Source organism: Methylobacterium sp. A52T (genome assembly GCF_053346095.1).
In genome coordinates this window covers 19,013-40,757 of the sequence record NZ_JBKFBI010000040.1, presented here as the reverse complement: position 1 = coordinate 40,757, position 21,745 = coordinate 19,013, and the positions used below count along the sequence as shown (strand labels likewise).

Below are 21,745 nucleotides of genomic sequence, written 5' to 3'. Positions count from 1 at the left end.
CTCTCCAGCAGGGCGACCGCTTCGCGTTTGAACTCGGGTGTGAACTCGCGTCTCGTCTTCGCCATCCGACACCTTCCCCGCTCAGCACGAGCGTATCAGAGGTGTCCGCGATGCCGAGGGAGGATCAGCCGTTGTTTACCCCGCGCGCGCGTTCCGTTAGGGCGATGACCCGTCGGTGCGACGCCTTGCCCGGCGCACCGCCACGCCTTCGATCCAGCCCGCGCGAACACATGCTCACCCGAGCTCCAGGCCCCGAACCCAGCGCCGATCCCGACTTGCCCTCCGACAGCGATTGGCGGCCGTCGTGCGACAGAACGGGCGCCGCGCGTTGAAGCAGATCCGCGGCCTGTACCATCGCTGGGCGCGCTCCGGCTCTGTCCGCGCAAGCGGCAACCCGCTGATCCGGCTGGCGGCCCGCCGCGGCCTGCCGGCGGCAGACGATCTCGTCACCGCGGACGCGCAGATCGCCGCCCTTACCCCACACTTTGACGCGGCGTTCTACGCGAGCTGGTATGGGATCACGGCCGACCCGGTGCGCGACTACCTCGTCCATGGCTGGTGCGCGGGCCGCGACCCGCGCGCCGACTTCGACTCCGCTGCCTACCTCGCCCAGCATCCCCACCTCGCCCGCGCCGGCATCAACCCGCTCCTGCACGCCCTCGCGCGCCGCCGCGCCGGACGTGAAGGGGAGGGGGAGCCGGCCGCCCTGCCCAAGCCCGACACGGCCGAGGCCCACCGCCTCGCCCGCCGCCTCGTCGACGGCGCCTTCTACCTCGCCGGCAACCCCGACCTCGCCGCCGCCGGCGTCGACCCGGTCGACCACTACATGGCCTCCGGCTGGCGCGAGGGCCGCGAGCCGGCGCCGCAATTCGACACCCTGGCCTACTGCCTCAGCCGCGGGATCACCTTCGCCACACAGAACCCGCTGGTCCACTACGTCCTCCACGGCGGTCCCGCCCGACCCGACCCGGACGCCGCGCTCGCCCTGCGGATCGAGACACTGGCCCCCTACTTCGACGCAGCCCATTACCGGCAGCGCCTGCCCGGACCGCAGGCCGAGGCGCTGGCCGACGCCCCGGACGCGGCGCTGCTGCGCCACTACGTGGCGGAGGGCTGGCGGGCGCGGATCGGCCCGCGGCCGGACTTCGACCCGGCCGGCTACGTGCAGGCGCGGGCCGGCAGCCGGGCGGTCGCGGACGACCCGTTCTTCCGCTACGTGGCCGAGACCCGGCTCTCCGGGGCCGAGCCGTTCGCGGAGCCGCACCGGCTGAACCTGCCGGCGGTGGACGCGGCGTGGTACCGGGCGACCTATCCGGACGCGGGCGGGCGCGAGCCGTTCCTGCACTTCGCCGAGGCGGGCTGGCGGGAGCTGCGCGATCCCGGCCCGGGGCGCTCGACGCTGGCGGCGCTGCTGCGGGTCTGCGGGCTGCGGCCGGCGCGGGCGCCGGTGGAGGACACGGGCTGGCTGGGGGCGATCGGGCAGGGGGCGCTCGAGCGGGATGCGTTCCTGGACCTGCAGGCGCGGCTGGTGGCGGGGCATTTCGACCACGGCTTCTACCGGGCGCGCTACGGGCTGTCCGAGGCGGAGGACGCGGTGCGCGACTACTGCGACACCGGCTGGCGCGAGGGCCGCAATCCCAGGCCCGACTTCAACGGCTGGGCCTACCGCGCGCACCATCCCTCCGCGGAGGCGACGGGCATCGCGCCCTTCGTCCACCACCTCGCCCGGGCCCTGCTGCGGGGCGACGACCTCGCGGGCGACGCCGTCGATCCGCGCTACGGCGCGCCGCCGGCCGAGGAGGACGCGGACCTGTTCGAGCAGGCCCGCCTGATCGAGCCGCTCTTCGACGCGCCCTGGTACCTCAAGCGCTACCCCGACACCCGCGGCTTCGAGAACGGCCCGGCGATCCACTTCCTGTCCCACGGCCAAGAGGAGGACCGCGACCCGAGCAAGACCTTCTCGACGCGCTTCTATCGCCGGGCCTACGGTCACCTCCTCGCCGCCGGGGAGTCGCCGTTCCTGCACTACGTGCGCACCGGCCGCGTCGCCGGGCTGATGGGCTGCCCCGAGGATCTCGGCACCTACCCGCCCATGGAGGCCCCCGCTTCCGACGCGTGGGACCGCCTGCCCCGCGCCTTGCCTATCGCGCAGGCCCGCGTCGTCGTCATCGTCCCCGTCTACAAGGGCCGCGGCGAGACCCTGCGCGCCCTCCACGCCTGCCTGTCCGCGCCCCAGGCCACCCCCTTCACCCTGCTCGCCGTCAACGACCGCTCCCCCGACCTGCAGCTCACCGCGGAGCTGGCCGCCCTCGCCGGACGCGGCCTGTTCCACCTCGTCGAGAACGAGCGCAACCTCGGCTTCGTCCGCTCGGTCAACCGCGCCCTCGGCCTGCGCCAGGGCCGCGCCGTCGTCCTGCTCAACTCCGACGCTGAAGTCTTCGGCGACTGGCTCGACCGCCTCGTCGCCCACGCCGAACCTCAGACAGACCCTCAGGCCGGTTCCGACACGGAGGAAGGGGCAGGAGTAGAGGCAGAGGCGGGAATGGGCGCGGGGCTGCCCGTGGGCAGCGTCACGCCCTTGTCCAACAACGCCACGATCTGCTCCTACCCGCGCTTCAACGCCAACAACACCATGCCGCTGGAGATCGCCCGGCCCGACCTCGACCGCCTCGCCGCGCAGGTCAATCGCGGCCGCGCCGTGCCCGTGCCCACCGGCGTCGGCTTCTGCATGTACATGACCGCCGCCGCCCTCGACGCCGTCGGCGACCTCGACGCCGAGGCCTTCGGCAAGGGCTACGGCGAGGAGAACGACTGGTGCCTGCGCGCCATCAAGGCCGGCTTCGTCAACCTGCTCGCCGAGGACGTGTTCGTCCACCACGCCGGCCAGATCTCGTTCGGCCTCGACGCGGGCGGCGAGTACGACCAGGGCCAGGCGGCGCTGCTCGCCAAGCACCCCGACTACCCGGCCCGGGTCGGGCAGTTCGTCCAGGCCGATCCCGGCCGGCGCGGGCGGGCGCGGCTCGACCGGGCGCGGCTGGCCCGGCACTTCTCGGGGCGGGCGCTGCTCTACGTGACGCACAGCTGGGGCGGGGGCATCCAGCGGCACATCGACGACATGGTCGCGCAGGCCCGGGCCGAGGGCCTGAGCGTGGTGCTGCTGCAGATCGACCGGACCCGCAACCTGGAGGTTCACGTCTCGTATCGCGGCCCCGAGTTCCTGTACCTGCCCAACCTCGACAGCCTGTACCTGCCGCGGGACGCGGCCGAGCTCGCCGACTTCGTCGGGCAGCTGGCGCCGGTTCTGATCCACGTGCACTCGCTGGCGGGGCTGCGCTGGGGCGCGGCGCGGGCGCTGATGGCGGTGGTGGCGGGCGCGGGGCGGCCCTACGCGTGGACGCTGCACGACTACTCGCCGGTGTGCCACCGCAACCACCTGGTGCAGCCGGACGGGCGCTACTGCGGCCTGGCGCCGGTCAGCGAGTGCCGGTCGTGCCTGGCGGTGGACGCGGACGGGTTCGAGGAGCCGGATCCGGGCGAGCGGCGGGCGGTGTTCGGGGCGTTCCTGGCCGGCGCCGCGCGGGTGTTCGCGCCGTCCTCCGACACGGCGGCCCGGATCCGGACGGTCTACCCGGATCTGTCGGTCACGGTGCGGCCGCACGTCGAGCCGGAGCGGTCGGTACGCTCGACCGCCCTGCAGCGGCCCGGACGCGTCCGCCGCGTCGCCGTGCTCGGCGCGATCAGCCTCCCCGAAGGCGGCTTGCTGTTGCAGGCCCTGGCCTCGGATGCGCGCAAGCGGGACCTGCCGCTGCACTTCGCGATTGTGGGCTACTCGGACCCTGCCCTGACGGGCGGCCTGGAGCGCGCCGGCGTTGCCGAGACGGGGCGATACTCCACCGACGATCCGACCCTCGACCGGGTCGCCCGGGCGGCCCTCCAGATCGCCGAGACCGGCCGCCACTGGGAGGATGACGAGACACTCGATCTCGTCACCCAGGTCTCGGCCGACCTCGTGCTGCTACCGTCGATCTGGCCCGAGACCTACTCCTACGCGCTGCCCCTGGCCCTGCGAACCGGCTTGCCGGTGGCAGCCTTCGACCTCGGCGCGCCGACCGAGCGGCTGCGCGGCATGCCGAACGGCCATCTCCTGCCCTGTGCGCTCGCCACCGATCCCGCCGCCTGCAACGACCACTTGTTGGCCATCAACATCACGGCGGATGACCGCCGCGCCCGGGTTGTTCGAGCCGCGACCTACGAGGGCCTCCTGCGCGACTACTATGATCTCGCGATGCGCCCCTCATCCGACCGGGGGGCACCGGGCAACGCACTTTAGCCCCTTTTCTCATCGAAGCAGGCCCGGCAACCAGAGGTCACGTCGATGCCCGCCCTCCCGCCGGTCCAGGGACAGAAGAGCCCGATCGAGTCCTATCTGCACGTGCTGCATGCGTTGATTTTGCGGGACATGCGCACCCGTTTCGGAGCCTCCCTCTGGGGCTACGGCGTGGTCGTGCTCTGGCCCTGCGTGCACGTCTTCATGCTGATTGCGATCTACACTTTCCAAAAGCTGGCGGCGCCTCTCGGCGATAACAGGGCTCTTTTCTTCGCGACGGGTGCGGTTCCAGTTCTGGTTTTCCAGTACATTTCGCGCGAGGTCATGAAGGCGGTGATCATGAACCGGCCGCTGACCTATTACCCGCAGGTCAAGCTGTTCGACGTGATCCTGGCCCGCATCCTCGTGGAGATCGTGACCGGCTTCCTCGCGTTGCTGGTCGTCTGCTCCATCCTGGTCGTCATAGGGACCAATCCGATTCCAGCGGACCCATTCACGGCTATGTGCGGCTACCTTGCCGCGATCGTACTTGGCATCGGGATTGGAACAATCAACGTAGCGATCATCGGCTTTTTTCCAGGCTGGCTGATCGGATACGCGCTCTTCAGCATCATCCTGTATGTATCGAGCGGAGTCATGTTCCTCCCGAGCTACATGCCCGACAAAGTATACTACTGGATGAAGTACAATCCAGCCATGCAGCTGGCCGAGTGGGTTAGGTCCGCCTACTATCCCTACGCAGGCATTCAGGTAGATTATCTTTACATCATCATGTTCGGCCTGACCTGCGCCAGCATCGGCCTGCTGCTGGTCAAGCATGTCGTCAGCAAGCTTCAAGCTTGAAGAATGCAGGGTTGCGCGTTTGCCCTACAGTCGCGCAACCCGCGGCCGGCACGATCCTCAGGCTGCCCCACCAGAGCCGACCGCAGGCTTCCGCGTGATCGGGACGCGAGCCTTCGGCTTCGAATTCTCCAACCGCTTCGGGCCAGGGCTGTCACACGATGACGAGTGCCGTTCATGCCACTGAGACGAAATACATTCGTCGGATCCAACAGCAGCAGATCGAATTGACTCTCCTCCAGGCCGAGCGCGACGCCGCCTTCCGCGAGCGCGATCTGGCCCGTGCTCGGTCGGAGGCGACGTCCACGCTGATTGAGGCGCTCATCGGAAGCGTGCGGCCCTACGGGTTCAGTCGCAAGCGCTTTCTCTCCGCGATCCGCAAGGCTGCGCGGGCCGTGCCGGATCACGGACCGGCCGCGCTTCAGCACGGCGTCCTGTTCGAAGGTTCGAAACGGATCTTGGAGGCCTCGCGCATGCCGGGCCAAGCGGCCACGCGCGGCTGAACCCCGATACGTCTGCGCGCACTCGCGATCCCGTTCCGAGACTGGAGCCCAGGACCATGGATGTCGAACTCCTGACGGTGTTCAATGCCCTGATCAACCTGAGAGATAATCTGGACGCCCACCCGCACATTCTCAGCTCGGATCTCGACTTCCTGTCCTTCGCCACGCGGATGGCTCCGTACTCCAACGCGCAGCTGATGCAGGACCTGTGGGTGCTGTACGAGCTCCAAGAGAAGCGAAACGGCTATTTCGTGGAATTCGGTGCCTGCGATGGCGTCAGCCTGAGCAACACGCTCCTGCTGGAAAAGACCTATGCTTGGCAGGGAGCCCTGGCGGAGCCAGCTCGGGCTTGGCATGAAGCGCTGCGTCGCAATCGCAGCTGCTACATCTCCGATAAGTGCGTCTACAAGACCGACGGGATTGAGGTTCTGTTCAACGAGGTCGACATCGGCGAGCTCTCCGGCATGGAGGATTTTGCCGGGGACGACTTTCACGCCCAGTTCCGCCAGGAGCGACGGCAATACCCGGTGGCGACCATCTCGCTGGAACGATTCCTTTCGGAGGCTCGGGCGCCACGGCGCATCGACTACGTGAGCATCGATGTGGAAGGCGGCGAGCTCGACGTGCTGCAGAGCTTCGATTTCACCCGCCACGATATCGCGCTGATCAGCGTCGAGCATAATTTTTCGGGCAGCCGGGAGAAGATTGCCGCGCTGCTGAGCGGCCACGGTTACCGACGGCGCTTCCGTCAGCTGTCCCTGTTCGACGACTGGTACGTGCGCCCGGATCTCGTAACCGCACGATCCTGATGGAGGGTTCGGCTATGTCCGCGCAGTCCGCAATCGCCATTCTGGATTCGATGTTCGATCTGTTCAAGGAAATGGGCAGCGGCATCGCCCTCGATCTCAACTGGTTCGCGATCGCCAGACGCCTCCAGCAGGTTCGCGCGGAAGCCGTGTGGTCGGCCGATCTCGACTTCGTCGCCGTCAAACTCAAGTCGCACGCCGCCCATTACGCCGCGACCTACCGCGAGCCTCTCGGCTCAGAGGCGATCAGAAAGAAGAACGCCGAAAGGCTCGACGAAGTCGTCCGACATTACTCGATCCTTCGCGCGCATCTGGAGCAGCAGTTGCCGGCCTCCTGACGCCGTAATGATTGACCCGGTGCAAATGGGTGCTCCGAGAATGCGCCGCACGCCAGCACGCCAGCACGACACGCCGGTCAGCCGCGCCAGTACACCAGTCGAAATCCAGCGCAGCCCAAACTCCACCCGCCCGAGCGCGCTGCTCAACGCCAAGCATTGAGCCTGCGTACGGTTTGAGGCATCGATCCTGTGCGCGAGCGCCCGTGCGGCGACCAAGGAGGTACCGTGAGCAGTCTGAAATTCGGGACGAGCGGCCTGCGCGGTCTCGTAACCGACCTCGTCGGCGGCCCGAGCTACGCCTATGCCAGCGCGTTCTTCCGATCAGTCGCCCCGCGCGAAGGCCGGCGCACGGTCGTCATCGGGCGAGATCTGCGTGACAGCAGCCCCGGCATCGCCGCGACGGTGGCGGACGCCGCGGCAGGCGCCGGCTTCACGGCGATCGATTGCGGCCCGCTGCCGACCCCGGCCCTCGCCCTCGAAGCGATGCGGCGCGGTGCCTACGCGGTCATGGTGACGGGCAGCCATATCCCTGAGGATCGCAACGGCTTGAAATTCTACCGGCCAGAGGGTGAGATCACCAAGGCCGACGAGACTGCTATCCTGGCCGCTTTGGAGGAGGGCGCATCTGGCGAGGGCCAAGCCTCAACGCCCGCCACGCCTGAACCCGACGCGATCGCGCGCTATCAGCAGCGCTACGCTGCCGCCTTCGCGCCGGACATCCTCCAAGGCCTGCGGATCGCGGTCTACCAGCAAAGCTCGGTGGCCCGCGACCTGATGGCCGACTTGCTCGCTGGCTTCGGCGCGCAGGTGACGGCGATCGGCCGGTCGCATGTCTTCGTGCCGATCGATACCGAGGCCCACCGTCCGGAGGACATCGCCTTCATCCGCGACGTCATGGCACCGGGCTCCTTCGACGCCCTCGTGACCACGGACGGCGACGCCGACAGGCCGCTGGTAGCCGACGGCGCGGGCCGGATCCTGCGGGGCGACGTGCTCGGGCTCATCACCGCCCGCTTTCTGGGTGCCGACACGGTGGTGGTGCCGGTCACGGCCGGCTCGGCGCTCGAGCATTCCGGCGGCTTCCGGAAGGTTGTTCGTACGAAGGTGGGCTCGCCTTTCGTCATCGCCGGGATGGAGGAGGCGACGTCTGCCGGGGCGCGGATCGTCGCCGGCTTCGAGGCAAACGGTGGATTCCTGCTCGGATCGGACGTCACGCTCCACGGCAGGACATTGGCCGCCCTGCCGACGCGCGACGCGATGCTGCCGATCCTGGCCACCTTGGCAGCGGTGCGCGCCGCCGGCACTTCCCTCGCTGACCTCGTGGCCTCCCTGGATGCGGGAGAGATGGCCAGCGATCGGCTGCCCAACACCCCGTCCGAGACGAGCGCCGCCTTCCTCGATCGCCTTCGGGAGCCGGACTTCCGCGCTGCCTTCCTCGGCCCGATCGGATCATCGGCCTCGATCGATCAGCAGGACGGGATCCGGATCGAGTTGGACGGCGGGCGCACGATCCATTTCCGCGCGTCGGGCAATGCGCCTGAGTTGCGATGCTATGCGGAGGCCAAGTCGGAGTGCGATGCAAAAGAACTTGTGGGATGGGGGCTCAAATCGGCTGCGGCCGTCATGGTTAAGCTCACCGGGCGACGCTGAGGAACGAGTGGAACAGTGAGTTCGATGCAACTCCAGCCTCGCCCACGCCCCGATCTCATGTGCAAAATCCCGACAGTGAAATTCAGCTTTCTGCTAGGCTTCCGCAGGGTCATTAAATCGTGCCTCGAACACGATCCCGTCGATGCGGATAGCGATCCACGCACGTGTTCATTTTCAGCCTGACAGAAATATCATCATGATTTCAGATTGGCGCCGGCAGGTTTCTCAGGATGCCGCAGTAACGAAAGGCGGGATCCGCATCGCTTGGTTTCTGATGGAGCAACCAGGCTTTGCAGAGGATGGCTGGATGCTCGACTATGCTGCGATCAGCGCCGAAACGGGCATGCATCCGCATAGTGTGGCGAATGCAATCACAATTCTTCGTGGATTTGGCCATATCGCCTGCCGCGGGGTGAAAGCCGGAGGCCAGCGTCGCCGCCTGATTCACCCAGTCTACCAAAAGGCTTGGAGGGACGCCGTGGTTTCTCAAAGGGACATGCTTGAGGATGGAACCGTACCATCCATATCTGATTTGCCAATGTTAGATCAAATGGATCAGGTTATGCCTGAGTCGACGAGTTCAGAACAAGTCGTGGTGCCGGTATCGAACCTCGACCTTGATGCGGCGATCCCCTTGGCCGAACAAGCCGATCCGAAGACGGTGTCCAGCCATTTATTGAAAGAAACGACCGCCAAATCTCTACGCAATCCCAGTATCGCGACCTCAATATCCTCGGAATTGGATTCCGGTGACAGCTGGGCTCGTGATCTTAAAAATTTTAAGCTACCGCAGCGGTGTCAACATTTGATTTGCGACAGACCAGCAGCCTTTCTGTGCCTGGAAAACAAGAAGGGTTTTTGCCGACAACATCATCGACATGCCATTATACCAGTTTCTTTATCACAGGCGGGATTTTCGGAGATTTAGACTTCTGGCGACAGACGACGCGGAACAATTATTTACACGTCCCATCGCCAGTTCATAAATCATAACAAGATTTTGGTTCATACCCATAATAAAGACAGCGCCGATCATACGGCTATGTCGCACTTAGAGTAATGTTTCTTTTCGAAATATGTCTATGTCAATTATTATTAGCAGCTTGTTGTTCGGTAGGAAATAATGACGGCATCAAATGGTATGAGGATAGATTCAACTAAGGGTATGATGGCGCGGTCGCGTGTTGTTGGGCGTTTATGACCGAAGATTCATCAGACGATTGCTGAACCAAAGGCCGTGGCGACACGGGGTCGTTCGCCGGTTTTGCATCGTCGTCTGGGTAACTTTCCTCGATGAGTCGATCCGCATTACGCAACCGGCGCACCCCGTCGCAGATGGCTTCTGCGCCGAGGTCCGCGCGCCAGGGCTCGTGCTCCAAGACGGCAAGGGCGTCTTCAAGAAGGGAGATTTGGTGCTCGGCATGGTCTTCCACCGGCCCAAAATCCGCATTCTCGATCTTCATCCGGAGCGCGTAGGCCGCAGCCTCCGCCTTTCTGATAGAGGCAATTTGATCGCACACCTTCTGGGCATTCGCCTCTCTATTGTAGGCTGATAGAAGCTCTGCCGTAGCTTTGACGAGTTCAGGATTGGGTCGTCGCTTCCTGCGAAACAAACCCCCAAACCATCTTGGTGAGGGACGTTGTTCGGCGTGGGTCTCGACAAGACCCTCCGCCGATTTGCGCGCCGCCTGGGCGGCGCGATACTCGGCTCTGGCACCTTCCTCCTCAAACCGGCGATCCAGCGGAATAGGACTACGCTGTCGGGCTTTTTCGAGAGCGGCCCTGTTCCGCGCAAGATCCTCTTTGAGCCGCGCCCGCCAGTCCTCAAGAGGGGACAGTGCGTCCGGGCGCGAGAGGTGCAGCATCTCGGTATCCGCTATTTTGTCGACAGTACGGGCGAACGTCTCCGGCACCTTCGCTCCGTCCCGGACGCTATCAGGCTCCCCAACCTCGACCGGGACGAACCGACTTTCCGCTCGGTTGCGCGCTGCTTCGGCTATGGTCAGCATCCGCGCAGCCACCGCGGAACGGGGACGAGTAACAAGTCGGTCGAGGGCGCCGATGAGCACGTCGCCCTGTCGCACGATCCAGGTACTAGCGGCTTGGTCGCCGGGCGCACAAGTAAGACCCGCCCGGGACAGGGCGGCCTCGAACCCTGCCTCATCGAGCGCATAAGCCTCCATGATCCTGGCGCGTGCCAGGGGAGCTGCAATTCCGAGGCGCTCCAGCCGGGCGCGAATCCCGCTGGTCATGCCGGAGCGAGGCAGCGCTCGCAGGAGAGCTGCCGCCTCAACCCGTTCGGCCACTGCGTTCAAAGCGTCGCGGCGCAGACGCTTCGCGATCGCGGCGCTGCGCCGGGATGGGGTAAGGGGTTCGCCAAAATCGAACTCTATCGATGCGCGGACGGCCTCGAGCTCGGCGTAGGAACAGGAGAGGTCGAGCGCCCGCAGATTCGGGCCCACGTGAGCGATGACGAGGTGGAAATGTTCGTCCCCAGACTTGCCACGCGCCCGCGGCTTGTTCCGGTGGGCGATCAAGACATGGCCATGATCCTCGGCGCCGAGCACGCGTAGGATGCGTTCGACCGCTTCGTCGCGCTGGGCCGCCGTCCAAGGACGACCAGGGTTGACCGTCAGGTGCTGGAGCGCGACCTTGGCCGCACTGCCGTCCCGGATGCGCTCGAAATCTGCAAACGCCTCGGCCATTTCGCAGGCGGGACTTCCTTTAATGCGGATCAGTTCGACAACCTGATCGGAAGTGGATTTCTGTAGATGTGCGAGGAGGGCGGCCGTATCGCGGCGCGTCCTGCCATGCGTCTGGATCGTGATGATCACCGGGGCTCCTCGCAGGCAACGACCATAGCCACGTGGCATTGGGCGATCGTGGCTTTAAGCGTCTCGAGGCCTGCTGGGTCGAGCTCGCCGGCCGGAGTGGCTGCTAGCGTCCGGACTTCGTCGGCAAGCCGACCGATCTGAATGGTCCAATGTGCCAGAAGGCGGGCGCGGGTGGCCCGGGTGTCCGCGGCTCCGGAGGCAGCAGCGTTCCGCCGGATTGCGGACAGTACGACCTCGCGGATGTAGCGGCTTGGCCCGAGGCCGAGCTCTGCTGCGGCCTTATCGAGAAGCTGGCGCTCTGCCAGCGTAAGTCGCAACGAGGTCCCGTAATTGGCAAGTGTGGTAGCGGAGCGAGGCATCGCAAGAAGGTTCCACGGAGGCAGAATTCGGGATTGCGCGTATTACGAGCCCATTGCTGGCTCGCCTCCGTGCACTCCCGATTTCGCAAGGTTGGCAAGGAGCCCTGAAAATCCCAAGGGTCAGCCAATACGCGAGGCTGAGTGGTCCCGTTCGCTATGGGTAAGGGCCTCCGGATCGCCGGAGAGGCCGATGACGGGTCGCTGAAGGGTCTACCAACCGTACCTAGCACTACCTGGGCACTTTGGAGGGCGTTGGGCGTTCTGCTCCTGCGGCGGCACTGCGGGAGACGGACATGGCCGAGAGACCGTCGGGGCAGGATCTCGATGCGTGGCTGGTGCCGTTCCTGGCCGTGATGGGGCGCAAGACGCGGCGGACCTGGGCTCCGCTGTACCTGCGCGGCCTGCTCGGCCCCGGGGATCGCAAGAGCCTGCAGCCGATGGCCGCCCGTCTCGGGCTGCCAGGTCACGACCAACTGCAGCACTTCATCGCCAGCCCGGCCTGGGACGACGGCCCGCTCTGGGCGGAACTCACCCGTACCGCGGACCGGCTGGTCGGCGGATCCGACGCCTGCCTGGTGATCGACGATACGGCGCTGCCGAAGAAGGGCACGCGCTCGGTGGGCGTGGCGCGCCAGTACTGCGGGCACCTCGGCAAGAAGGCCAACTGCCAGTCGCTCGTCTCCCTCACCCTGGCGCGGGGCAAGGTGCCCGTGCCGGTTTGCCTGCACCTGTTCCTGCCGGAGGAGTGGGTCGCCAACCCGAAGCGGTGTGAGCGGGCAGGTGTGCCCGAGGCGGCGGTGGTGCCGCAGAGCAAGGGCGAGATCGCGCTTGCCGAACTCGACCGCCTGCAGGCCGAAGGCGTCCGCTTCGGTGTGGTACTGGCCGATGCCGGCTACGGCTGTAGCGCCGTGTTTCGGCATGGCCTCGACGCGCGCGGGCTGACCTGGGCAGTGGGGATCGCCAAGAACCAGAAGGTCTACGATCCCGACGTGCGGCTGGTGGAGCCGGGCGGGAGGGCGCGCAGACCCGTGCCGGATCAGGAGCCGCAGGAGGCCGAGGCGGTTCTCGCTGCGCTGCCGTGGCGGCGCGTGACGTGGCGGCAGGGCACGAAGGGCGTGCTCGCGGCCCGGTTTGCCATGACCCGCGTGCGGGTGGGCGACGGTCCGATCTGGGGCAACAACCGCCATCTGCCGGGCGCCGAGGTCTGGTTGGTGGGCGAGTGGCGCGCCTCGGGCGAGCGCAAGTACTACCTCTCGAACTTGCCGCCCCGCACGACCCGGCGCGCCCTGGCCGGCACGATCAAGGCGCGCTGGGTGTGCGAGCAGGGCCACCAGCAGTTGAAGGAGGAACTGGGCCTCGACCACTTCGAGGGCCGCTCCTGGACCGGCCTGCACCGGCACGCGCTGATGACGTGCATCGCCTGCGCCTACCTGCAGCACCTGCGCCTGGCTGGGTCCGACCGGACGGATGGGGAAAAAAAAGGTGGCCGGCCTACCGGGACCGCCACCGTCTCCGAGCCTGCCCGCCGTGCGGCAGGCCATCATCGGCCGCCTGTTCGTCGGCCTCATCCCACCGGTGCGATGCCCGCACTGTCGCCGCCGCTTCCGGCTGCCGTCTGACCTCAAAGTGCCCAGGTAGTGCTAGGAGGTTGCAGCGTCGGGCGACCAGGAGCGTGTCGGGTAAAACGGGTGTCGTGATCCATCCCGAGTGTCGGGATGGATCACGACACGCGGGACAGATCTTCGCCTTGCTAGCCCAGTGTCGACGCCGGGTGAATGATGGTTCTCCGTCACTTCGTGTGGTGGGGTGGGCGGACCGGGACCCGGCATTCGCCAGCGGATCCGGACCAGCATGATGGTCGCCCGAGTCCGCCCATGCCCAAGCGCCTGCTCCCGTTCATTCCGCCCTCGCTGCGGGTCGTCGCCGTCACGGCCGAGCCCGAGCACGTGATGGTGCTGGCGGTGCCGCGGTCGATAGAACCGTGCTGACCCGCCTGCCGTAACCGGTCGCACAGCGTCCACGGCACCTACGAGCGGCACCTCGCCGACTTGCCCTGCCAGGGTCGCTCCGTCGGCCTGTGCGTGCGGCTGCGCCGCCTACGCTGCCGCAACCCCGCCTGCTCTCGTCGGACCTTCAGTGAGACCCCGCCGGACGTCGCGGCACCACACGCACGACGCTCGCGGCGCCTTCAGGACCTGCAGCGCCACCTCGGTCTCGCCCTCGGCGGGGCCCCAGCCGCGCGGCTCGCCCACCGTCTGGCCATCCCGGCCAGCCCATCCACCGTCCTGCGCATCGTCCGGGCCGGGCCGGCCCCTGTCGCGCTACCGCCGCGCGTGATCGCTATCGACGAAGGGCCTGGCGACGCGGGCACCACTACGGCACGGTGATCGTCGATCTGAAACGCTGGGTGATCGCCGATCTCCTGCCCGATCGCGAGACCGAAGCGGTTGCCGGATGGCTGCGGCGCCATCCTAGGGTTGAGATCGTCGCCCGCGACCGGGCCGAGGTCTACGGCGAGGCCGTCTGGCTGGAGGCGCCCGAGGCGGTGCACGTCCTGGACCGCTGGCATCTGCTGCGCAACCTCGGCGAGGCGTTGCAGGAGGCGGTCGGCAGCGAGCACGCCGTGATCCGCTCTGTGGCGCGCACGCTCGGGGATGAGCGGGCCGCGGCGCACCGGACCGAGCAGAACCATGCGCGTCCGGCCACAGCCGTTTACCGGCGCCGGCTCGCCAGACACGCGCCGGGTCGGGCGCGTCACGCCGAGGTCCTGCAGTTGCATGGAGCCGGCGCCTCCGTGTCCGGCATCGCGCGCCATCACGACCTCGATCGCTAAACGGTGCGGTGCTGGCTGCGCCGGGACGAGCCGCCGAACTGGGCGAAACCAGCGCGCCCGTGCCTCATCGACCCTTACCGGGCCTATGACAACGCGGCGGCCCTGGCCCGCGAAGTCGATCGCCTTGGGGCTCGTATCAATCCACGAGTCGTGCGCGCCTGGGCGACGGTGCGGCGCCGGGCCGGCGGCGACACGCTCGATGCCGGCGGCCAAGGGCCTGCCCCCGTGGAAGCCGCCCGGAACGAGGCGGATTGCACGGCTTCTGCAGAGCGATACCGGGGGGATAGCCGGCGCGGACGGCGTGTTCATCGCGCGCTTGAGGCGCACTGCACCGAAACTGGCCAAGGCGGCCGACTTGGCAGTTCGCTTCGCGCGCATGCTGCGGGGTCAGTCCTCGGAACCAGTCGCGGATCGACTGGCCGCGGCTCGCTCAAGCGTGCCGAAGCGGTTTGCTGCCGGCCTGCAACGTGATTTGGCTGGGGTCGAGAATGCCATCGCCCTGCCGTGGTCAACAGGGCCAGCCGAGGGCGAGATCAGCCGACTGAAGACGACCAAGCGATAGATGTATGGCCGCGCCAGCGTCAAACTCCTGCGTCAGCGCGTCCTCAGCGCGGTCTGACCCACCACACGAACTGACGGAGAACCACGATGCACACGGCGTTGACACCCCGTCTCAATCTCGATCCTGAAGCTGGCTGCCCTCAATCTACCGGCCGAGCATCGGACACGACAAGCCGGCTTGTGACGAAAGTTCGAATATTGGAGGTCGCCGACCGTAGGCACCTCACAAGTGTAATCGCTGCGATCCAGGCATCGATGATCTGAGCGATAGATTCACCCGTGTGCCGGCGGCCGGGGCGCTCTCGGGGTAGAGCAGCGCTGCGTTGCTATCGAAACTCAGATGCGGCCCACTATCTCGATCCCCAAGAATTGTTGGGCATCAGCCGTCGAACCCGCACGTCGGCTTCCGTCAGGCAAGAGACGCAATACGTAGAAGATTTCGGCATAGTGAGGACCGCGCATCATGTGGAGCAAGCTAAGGCTCAGCCGCGCAGTCGGTCAAAGTGGGAAACTGAATCTGCTCCTGCGCGCAGAGGGCGCGGTTATGACATAGGCGCACGCGGCAGCCTCAACGGCCGGCGTACTCCGCGGCGACGAGCCTACGCAGGCCCGCCTCGAGATCGATGTGCGGCCGCCAGCCGGTCCGGTCGAGGAACCGCGACGAGTCGAGCATCTTGTAGGCCGCGCCCTGGAACGAGCCGGGCGGGCTGACCAGGGGGGCGGACCAGTCGAGGGCCGCCAGGGCGGCCCGGGCTACCGCCTCGACGGTGACGGGTGTGTTGGCGGCGCAGTTGAGGATCTCGTTATCGAACGCCCGGTCGGCCGCCAGGATCGCGTCGATCTGGTCGTCGACGTACAGCACCTCGCGGACGGTCTGCGGGTTGCCCCAGACCTCGAACTGCGCAGCGCACGCCGCCTTCTCCCGCACGGCCCGGTCGAGCAGGGCGCCGACGAAGTGGCTGCGGTCGGAGGCCTTGTTGTCGTGCGGACCGTACAGAGTCGCCAGCACGCAGTGCAGGAAGCTCAGGCCGTACTGGTGCGCGTAGGCCGCCGAGCCCGTCGCCAGGACCTGCTTGGCGAGCCCGTAGCCGATCACCGACGGGTGCGTGGGTCCCTGGCCGAAGCGCGCCTCCGGCAGCGGCTCCGGCGACTCCGGATAGGTGCAGGACGAGCCCGTGGAGACGAGCTTGGCCTGCGGCTGGAACAGGCGCCACGCTTCCAGGACGTTCAGGTGCATCCGGGCGTTGATCGCCAGGAGTTCGCCCTGGATGTCGTACTGCACCGCGCCGGTCCGCTGGCGGGTCACCACGTGGAAGATCCGGCCGGCCGGCGGCACCGCGCGCAGCGCTTGCTCGACATTCGCCCACGCGGAGAGGTCACCCGCCGCCCGACCGATCTCGACGACCTCGCGGCCCTCGGCCCGGAGCCGCGGGACGAGGTTGCGCCCGAGGAAGCCATCCGCCCCGATTACGATGTCGCGCTCAGGCCCCGGCATGGTCAGCCCCCCCGCGATAGGCCTCGCGATACCACGCGATCGTCGGCCGCAGCCCGTCCGCGAGTCCCGTGAAGCTCGACAGCCCGAAGCGCTCCAGCAGCCGCCGGTTGGTCGAGCGGCGAGCGAGCACGCCGTGGGTCGCCGTGTCGGGGGCGTGCACCGGCCGCTTCTCGCCCGCCACCTCCAGGATGGTGCGGGCGAGGTCGAGCAGGGTCGTGGTCTCGCCGCGGCAGAGGTTGAGCGCGTCGCTCGTCTCTCGCATCTCCAGGGAGCGGGCGAACACGTCGACGACGTCGCCGACGTAGATGAAGTCGCGCTCGACCAGCGGGTTGCCCTTGATCTCGAAGCGCTCCCCCGGTGCGAGCGCGCGCATCACGAAGGCTGGCAGGACGTGCGCCTTGCGCGGATCCGTCGAGTCGTGGGGACCGTAGGGGTTGCTCAGGCGGAAGCTGATCGTATGGATCCCGTAGCGCTCGGCGTGGAGGTCGGCGATCACCTCGGACCAGCGCTTCGACCACGCGTAGAAGGCCTCGTTCCGGTTGGGCGGCGCGTTCAGGTCGACAGCCTGCGCGTCGTCGAGGAGATCGAGGGCCGCCGGGTAGACCGCGACGCTCGAGGCCGCGCGCACCTCGCGGATGCCCTTCGTCAGGCAGAACCGGTAGAGGCGGTTGGCGATCTCGGCGTTGCCGGTCAGCAGGTCGCTCTGCGCCGTCTCGAACTTGTCGGCGTCGTAGCGCTGCGCGGCGACGTTGACGACGATCGCGTCGGCGGGGACCGACAGCGCCTCCAGGGCATCGAAGCGCGCGGCCTCATGCGCCCCCGACACCGCGCGGCCGGAGGGGCTGACCGCGATCAGTCGCGGCACGCGGTCGGCGAGATGCGCGACGAGGTTGCGGCCGACGAACCCGGTCGCACCGACGACGACGACGGTCTCGGGCAAGGAGGATCGGGAGACGGCAGCCACGCTCAGACCGCCTTCGGCAGGTCGGCGGCGGTGATCACCTTGAGTTCCGGCACCGGAACGATGAAGGCGCCGCCGTTCTCGAGGTAGCGGCGCTCGCGCGCCAGGAACTCGTCGATGAAGTTCCAGGCGAGCACCAGATAGGCGTCGGGCGCGGGCACGCTGCCCTCCTCGACGATCGGGATGCGGGCGCCGGGGATCAGCCGGCCGAACTTCAGCGGATTCTTCTCGGCCGCGTACTGGACCAGACGCGGGCCGATGCCGAAGGCGTTGAGCAGCGTCGCGCCCTTGGCCGGGGCACCGTAGGCGTGGACCGTCTTCCCCTCGGCGTGCATGCGCTCCAGCAGGTCGAGCAGCGCCGCCTGCAGGCGCCGGACGTTCTCGGCGAAGCCGACATAGGTCTCGAACTTGCCGTAGCCGCGGGCCTCCTCGTTGGCGCGCATGCGCTTCACCGCGTCGCTGACCGGGTGGGCGCCGGGGAAGCCGACATGCGCCTCGAGGGAGCCGCCGTGGACCGGGACGACGCTGACGTCGAAGACCTCCAGGCCGTGGCGCGCGAACAGCTGCTCCAGGGAGCGGAGCGTGTAGTAGCACAGGTGCTCGTGGTAGATCTGATCGAAGGCAGTGTTCTCGATCATGCCGCCCAGGTAGATCGCCTGCACGACGAAGACGCCGTCCGGCTTGAGCAGCGTGACGATGCCTTTCACGACGCTGTGCAGTTCCTCGAGGTGGAAGAAGACGCCGGCGGCGGTGATCAGGCTCGCCGGCCCGTCCTGCCCGCGGACGATCTCGGCGGTCTCCGCGTTAAAGAAGCGGTTCAGCGTCGGCACGCCGGCGGCGCGGGCGAGTTCCACGACGTTGGAGGCGGGCTCGACACCGCGGCGACGCAGGCCGAAGGGCTCGTACTGCCGCAGCCACGTGCCGTCGTTGCTGCCGATGTCGACGACGAGGTCCTGCAGCCCAAGGCCGTACCGCTCCACGAGCCTGGCCGCCGTCTGGCGGAAATGCTCCACCAGCGTCTTCGTCGTGCCCGAGACGTAGGGGTAGTCGCTGAACATGCTCTCCTTCGGGATCGTATGATCGATCTGGACGAGCGTGCAGTCGTGGCAGAAGCCGGCGCGCAGGGGGAAATGCGGCTCGCGCCGGTCGGCGAGCTCCGGCGGGATCAGGCGGTTGCAGTGCGGCTGATCGGTCAGGTCGAGGAACAGCTCGACATCGCGTCCATCGCAGACGCGGCATGCCATGGCGAGTTTCGTTCCCGTCATCCTACGACCTGTGACATCCGCGGCGCGAAGCTCTACGACCCCGCGAGGCTTATCGGCTGAGCCAGGGCAGCGCAACGCGCGGTCGCACCTCGATCGAAGTCAGACCCGAAAGGCGAGACAGTTTTGCCATCGCGCATGTCCATCAGGGGCGAAGATCCACAATGACCGCGGCAGATATCCGAAAGCACGAACCCTCAGTCTGCAGAAAGCAATGATCTCGACATCGAGTTGGACAGTCCGCAAATCCCACCACGTCATGAAGGATCGCTGGCTCGGTCTCCGTGCCGACGACTGCGTGACTCCGTCCGGTCACATCGTCGATCCCTATTACGTGCTTGAGACGCCGGACATCGCGCTCGTGCTGGGCATCGACGCGGCCGATCATGTCATCCTCGTACGCCAGTACCGTCACGCCTATGGCGGCCCGACCCTGGAGCTTCCGGGCGGGGCCATCGACCCCGCTGACCCCGACATCCTCGCGGCCGCCGAGCGCGAGATGCGCGAGGAAACCGGCTACATCTTCGCGGATGCCGAGCGCGTGGTCACCCTGAATGCGGATCCGGCCCGCTACGCCAACCGCATGCATCTCGTCCGCGCGCGCGTGGCCGTGGCCGGGCCGGCGCAGCCGGATCCCGGCGAGGACATCGCCGTATTGCGCGTACCGCGGGCCGAGGCCTTACAGCTCGCCCAGTCGGGCGCCATCGTCGGAGCCGTACACGCCGCCATGCTCCTGATCGGCCTGTCCGGCACAGGATGATGTCCATCACCGGATTGTGGATCGAGCGATCGAACCGCTGACAAGACCCGCGCGTTCCGCCAATACGATTAATTGTCGATTAAAGAGCGGATCGAAGCGTGCCCGATTACGACATCCAGATCGTCGCTCCGCGAGATCGGCAAGCTGCGGACGCGGAGCGCGAGACCCTGCCCAAGCGCAAGCTCGACTGGGATCGCGCCATGCGCGAGGCCGCGGAAGCGGAACTCTCGATTCAGTCGCACGATTGAGCGTGCCGGACGGCGAAGCGTGCCCCGGCGAGCCCCCATCCTGGGTCCCTTCCTACCCCGTCAGCGCGACCTCCCGCAGGAAGGCGAGCAGGTCGTCCGACCTGAAGTGGTGCACGGCGAGCCCCGCCGCACGGCCGGCGGCGAGATCCGTCTCCTGATCGCCGACCAGGAAGCTGCGCGCGCGGTCGATGTCCCAATGGACCATCAGGTCGAGGATCATGCCGGGCTCGGGCTTTCGCCATCCGTGGACCGCCCTGTAGGCCTCGACCGTCCCGTCTGGATGATAGGGGCAGTAGCGTAGATCATCGATATGCGCGCCGGCCTCGCGCAGGTCGTCCCGCATCCAGGCCGTCAGACGGGCGACGTCGGCCTCGGTGTAGAAGCCGCGGGCGACCCCCGCTTGGTTCGTGATGACGAACACGAAGTACCCGGCATCATTCAGCGCGCGGACGGCGTCGCGCGCGCCCGCCATCCACTGGAACCGGTCCACGGAACCGACATACCCGTGGTCGTGATTGAGAACGCCGTCCCGATCAAGGAAGGCGGCCGGTCTTCTCCGACGGGCCGGGATCTCTTCCTGGGCCCGGGCGTAGCTCTCGGGCACGCCGATATCAAGGAAGTAGCTGTCATGGGCCTCGCCGACCACGCGGCCCTCGGCGACCAGAGCGGGCAGGACGTCCCGTTCCAGCGAGCAGGCCGGTGGCAAGCCGGTGAGTGCATCGCGGCGCACCAGGTAGACGCCGGCGTTGACGAGACCGGGACCCGGCTCAGGCGGCCGCTCGAGGAAGGCTGTGATCCGGACGCCGTCGAGCAGCGCGACGCCGTAACGCGCCGCGTCCGGAACCCGACGGAGCGACAGGACCATCGCTGCATCGGGGTGACGCGACGCCATAGCGGGCAAGGAGAGCAGGTTCACGTCAAACCACGAGTCGCCGTTCAGCAGGAGAAAGGTCTCGTCGGCCTCGGGAAGGGCGTGCACGACGGCGCCCCCGGTCCCGGCCTGCTCCGGCTCGACCGAGACCCGCAGCGTCATGCCGAAGCGTCGCGCGACCGGGTTGTCGGCGGCGTAGGCGCGGATCTTCTCGCTGTGGTACGAGGCCAGCAGCACGATTTCGGTGAAGCCGTGGCGGCCGAGTTCGAACAGCAGCACGTCTAGGAAAGGCTCCCCGGCCACGGGCAGCAGCGGCTTGGGCATCGCCGAGGTCAGCGCGCCGAGGCGCGTGCCGAAGCCGCCGCACAAGATCATGGCTTGCCGGACAAGGCCTCCACCCTTCCGCTCTGGCTCGGTCACAGGCCGCCCCTCACGCTGCCGTCCCACGGGGGAACAGATTTTCCTCTACGAGGCCGCACACGATGTGCGCGGCGGTGATGTGAATCTGCTGGATCAACGGCGTGGCGTCCGACGGCGCGTGCAGGCAGGTATCCGCCCGCTCGAGCATCGCCCCGCCCGTCGCACCCGTGAAGGCGACGACCCGCAGGCCTAAGTCGTGGGCCGCGTCCATCGCCTTCAGCACGCTCGGCGACCGCCCCGACGTGGAGAGGGCGAGCAGGACATCGCCCGGCCGCCCGAGGGCCAGAACCTGCCGCTCGAACACGTGCTCGTAGCCGTAATCGTTGCCGATCGCGGTGATCACCGAGGTGTCGGTGGTCAACGCCATGGCTGCGGCCGGCGGCCGGTCGTAGTTGAGCCGCGAGACGAACTCGCCCGCGATGTGCTGCGCGTCGGCAGCACTGCCGCCATTGCCGATCGTCAGGAGCTTGCCGCCGCCGCGCAGGGACGCGGTCACGAGATCGGCGATCTCGGCGAGGGTCGCATGGAAGCGGGAATCGTCGAGGGCGGCCTGGAAGGTGTCACGGGTCTGCGTGAGAAAATCGACGATCGCACTCATGATCACCTCGGTCCGTTCCCGCACCGGCCGCCTTGTCGGGCCGCCGGCGGGGCGTTCGCTGTAGGCTCCGCCCATCCCG

At 67.4% G+C, this 21,745-nt stretch carries 18 protein-coding genes and 1 pseudogene; 13 read left to right on the top strand and 6 right to left on the bottom strand.

What is annotated here, in order from left to right:
- Positions 1–328 precede the first annotated feature (328 nt).
- The 7 genes from ACLBYE_RS12385 (at position 329) to ACLBYE_RS12355 (ending at position 9,392) form a co-directional block, all read left to right on the top strand.
- The gene (locus ACLBYE_RS12385) at positions 329–4,330 is read left to right on the top strand and encodes a glycosyltransferase (protein WP_447694437.1); all 4,002 of its coding nucleotides are present in this window, start codon (positions 329–331) and stop codon (positions 4,328–4,330) included.
- Positions 4,331–4,375: 45 nt separating this feature from the next.
- The gene (locus ACLBYE_RS12380; protein WP_076729265.1) at positions 4,376–5,170 is read left to right on the top strand and encodes an ABC transporter permease; all 795 of its coding nucleotides are present in this window, start codon (positions 4,376–4,378) and stop codon (positions 5,168–5,170) included.
- Positions 5,171–5,328: 158 nt separating this feature from the next.
- Positions 5,329–5,670 carry a hypothetical protein gene (locus ACLBYE_RS12375; RefSeq protein ID WP_447694436.1) on the top strand — a complete coding sequence of 114 codons (342 nt, stop codon included), beginning with the start codon at positions 5,329–5,331 and terminating at the stop codon, positions 5,668–5,670.
- Between the two features lie 56 nt (positions 5,671–5,726).
- Positions 5,727–6,479: an FkbM family methyltransferase gene (locus ACLBYE_RS12370; RefSeq protein WP_447694435.1), complete on the top strand. Its 753-nt coding sequence runs from the start codon at positions 5,727–5,729 to the stop codon at positions 6,477–6,479.
- A gap of 14 nt (positions 6,480–6,493) precedes the next feature.
- The gene (locus ACLBYE_RS12365; RefSeq protein ID WP_447694434.1) at positions 6,494–6,814 is read left to right on the top strand and encodes a hypothetical protein; all 321 of its coding nucleotides are present in this window, start codon (positions 6,494–6,496) and stop codon (positions 6,812–6,814) included.
- Between the two features lie 225 nt (positions 6,815–7,039).
- Complete coding sequence (locus tag ACLBYE_RS12360) at positions 7,040–8,464, top strand: phosphomannomutase (RefSeq protein WP_447694433.1); 1,425 nt, start codon at positions 7,040–7,042, stop codon at positions 8,462–8,464.
- Between the two features lie 142 nt (positions 8,465–8,606).
- Complete coding sequence (locus tag ACLBYE_RS12355; protein ID WP_447694432.1) at positions 8,607–9,392, top strand: hypothetical protein; 786 nt, start codon at positions 8,607–8,609, stop codon at positions 9,390–9,392.
- Between the two features lie 229 nt (positions 9,393–9,621).
- On the opposite strand, the gene ACLBYE_RS12350 is transcribed toward ACLBYE_RS12355, so the two are convergent.
- Positions 9,622–11,298 (bottom strand): relaxase/mobilization nuclease domain-containing protein, encoded by a 1,677-nt coding sequence (locus tag ACLBYE_RS12350; protein ID WP_447694431.1) that lies wholly within the window; start codon positions 11,296–11,298, stop codon positions 9,622–9,624.
- A 652-nt stretch (positions 11,299–11,950) separates the two neighbouring features.
- On the opposite strand from ACLBYE_RS12350, the gene ACLBYE_RS12345 reads away from it, so the two are divergent.
- The 4 genes and pseudogenes from ACLBYE_RS12345 (at position 11,951) to ACLBYE_RS12330 (ending at position 15,052) form a co-directional block, all read left to right on the top strand.
- Positions 11,951–13,276, top strand: a complete 1,326-nt coding sequence (locus ACLBYE_RS12345; protein ID WP_447694430.1) for an IS701 family transposase — start codon at positions 11,951–11,953, stop codon at positions 13,274–13,276.
- Between the two features lie 381 nt (positions 13,277–13,657).
- Positions 13,658–14,044: pseudogene (locus tag ACLBYE_RS12340) on the top strand (hypothetical protein); the annotation flags it as partial.
- Positions 13,933–14,490 (top strand): transposase, encoded by a 558-nt coding sequence (locus ACLBYE_RS12335; RefSeq protein WP_447694438.1) that lies wholly within the window; start codon positions 13,933–13,935, stop codon positions 14,488–14,490. The pseudogene ACLBYE_RS12340 and the gene ACLBYE_RS12335, both read left to right, overlap by 112 nt.
- A 199-nt stretch (positions 14,491–14,689) precedes the next feature.
- A complete protein-coding gene (locus ACLBYE_RS12330; protein ID WP_447694429.1) occupies positions 14,690–15,052 on the top strand; it encodes a hypothetical protein in 363 nt (120 codons plus the stop codon).
- A gap of 567 nt (positions 15,053–15,619) precedes the next feature.
- Here the strand turns inward: ACLBYE_RS12330 and ACLBYE_RS12325 are convergent.
- From ACLBYE_RS12325 to ACLBYE_RS12315, 3 genes are read right to left on the bottom strand one after another with little or no spacing between them, the layout of a single operon-like run.
- Positions 15,620–16,546, bottom strand: a complete 927-nt coding sequence (locus ACLBYE_RS12325; protein ID WP_447694428.1) for an NAD-dependent epimerase/dehydratase family protein — start codon at positions 16,544–16,546, stop codon at positions 15,620–15,622.
- Entirely contained in the window at positions 16,533–17,486 is a 954-nt protein-coding gene (locus ACLBYE_RS12320; RefSeq protein ID WP_447694427.1) for an NAD-dependent epimerase/dehydratase family protein, read from the bottom strand. The genes ACLBYE_RS12325 and ACLBYE_RS12320 overlap by 14 nt, the downstream gene beginning before the upstream one ends.
- A 26-nt stretch (positions 17,487–17,512) precedes the next feature.
- The gene (locus ACLBYE_RS12315) at positions 17,513–18,751 is read right to left on the bottom strand and encodes a class I SAM-dependent methyltransferase (protein WP_447694426.1); all 1,239 of its coding nucleotides are present in this window, start codon (positions 18,749–18,751) and stop codon (positions 17,513–17,515) included.
- A gap of 232 nt (positions 18,752–18,983) precedes the next feature.
- On the opposite strand from ACLBYE_RS12315, the gene ACLBYE_RS12310 reads away from it, so the two are divergent.
- The gene (locus tag ACLBYE_RS12310; RefSeq protein WP_447694425.1) at positions 18,984–19,529 is read left to right on the top strand and encodes an NUDIX hydrolase; all 546 of its coding nucleotides are present in this window, start codon (positions 18,984–18,986) and stop codon (positions 19,527–19,529) included.
- A 98-nt stretch (positions 19,530–19,627) separates the two neighbouring features.
- The gene (locus tag ACLBYE_RS12305; protein ID WP_175556382.1) at positions 19,628–19,777 is read left to right on the top strand and encodes a hypothetical protein; all 150 of its coding nucleotides are present in this window, start codon (positions 19,628–19,630) and stop codon (positions 19,775–19,777) included.
- Between the two features lie 52 nt (positions 19,778–19,829).
- Here ACLBYE_RS12305 and ACLBYE_RS12300 read toward each other — a convergent pair whose 3' ends face one another.
- On the bottom strand, positions 19,830–21,023 hold the full coding sequence (locus tag ACLBYE_RS12300) for an HAD-IIIA family hydrolase (RefSeq protein ID WP_447694424.1): 1,194 nt from the start codon (positions 21,021–21,023) through the stop codon (positions 19,830–19,832).
- A gap of 55 nt (positions 21,024–21,078) precedes the next feature.
- Entirely contained in the window at positions 21,079–21,666 is a 588-nt protein-coding gene (locus ACLBYE_RS12295) for a D-sedoheptulose 7-phosphate isomerase (protein WP_447694423.1), read from the bottom strand.
- Positions 21,667–21,745: the final 79 nt, after the last annotated feature.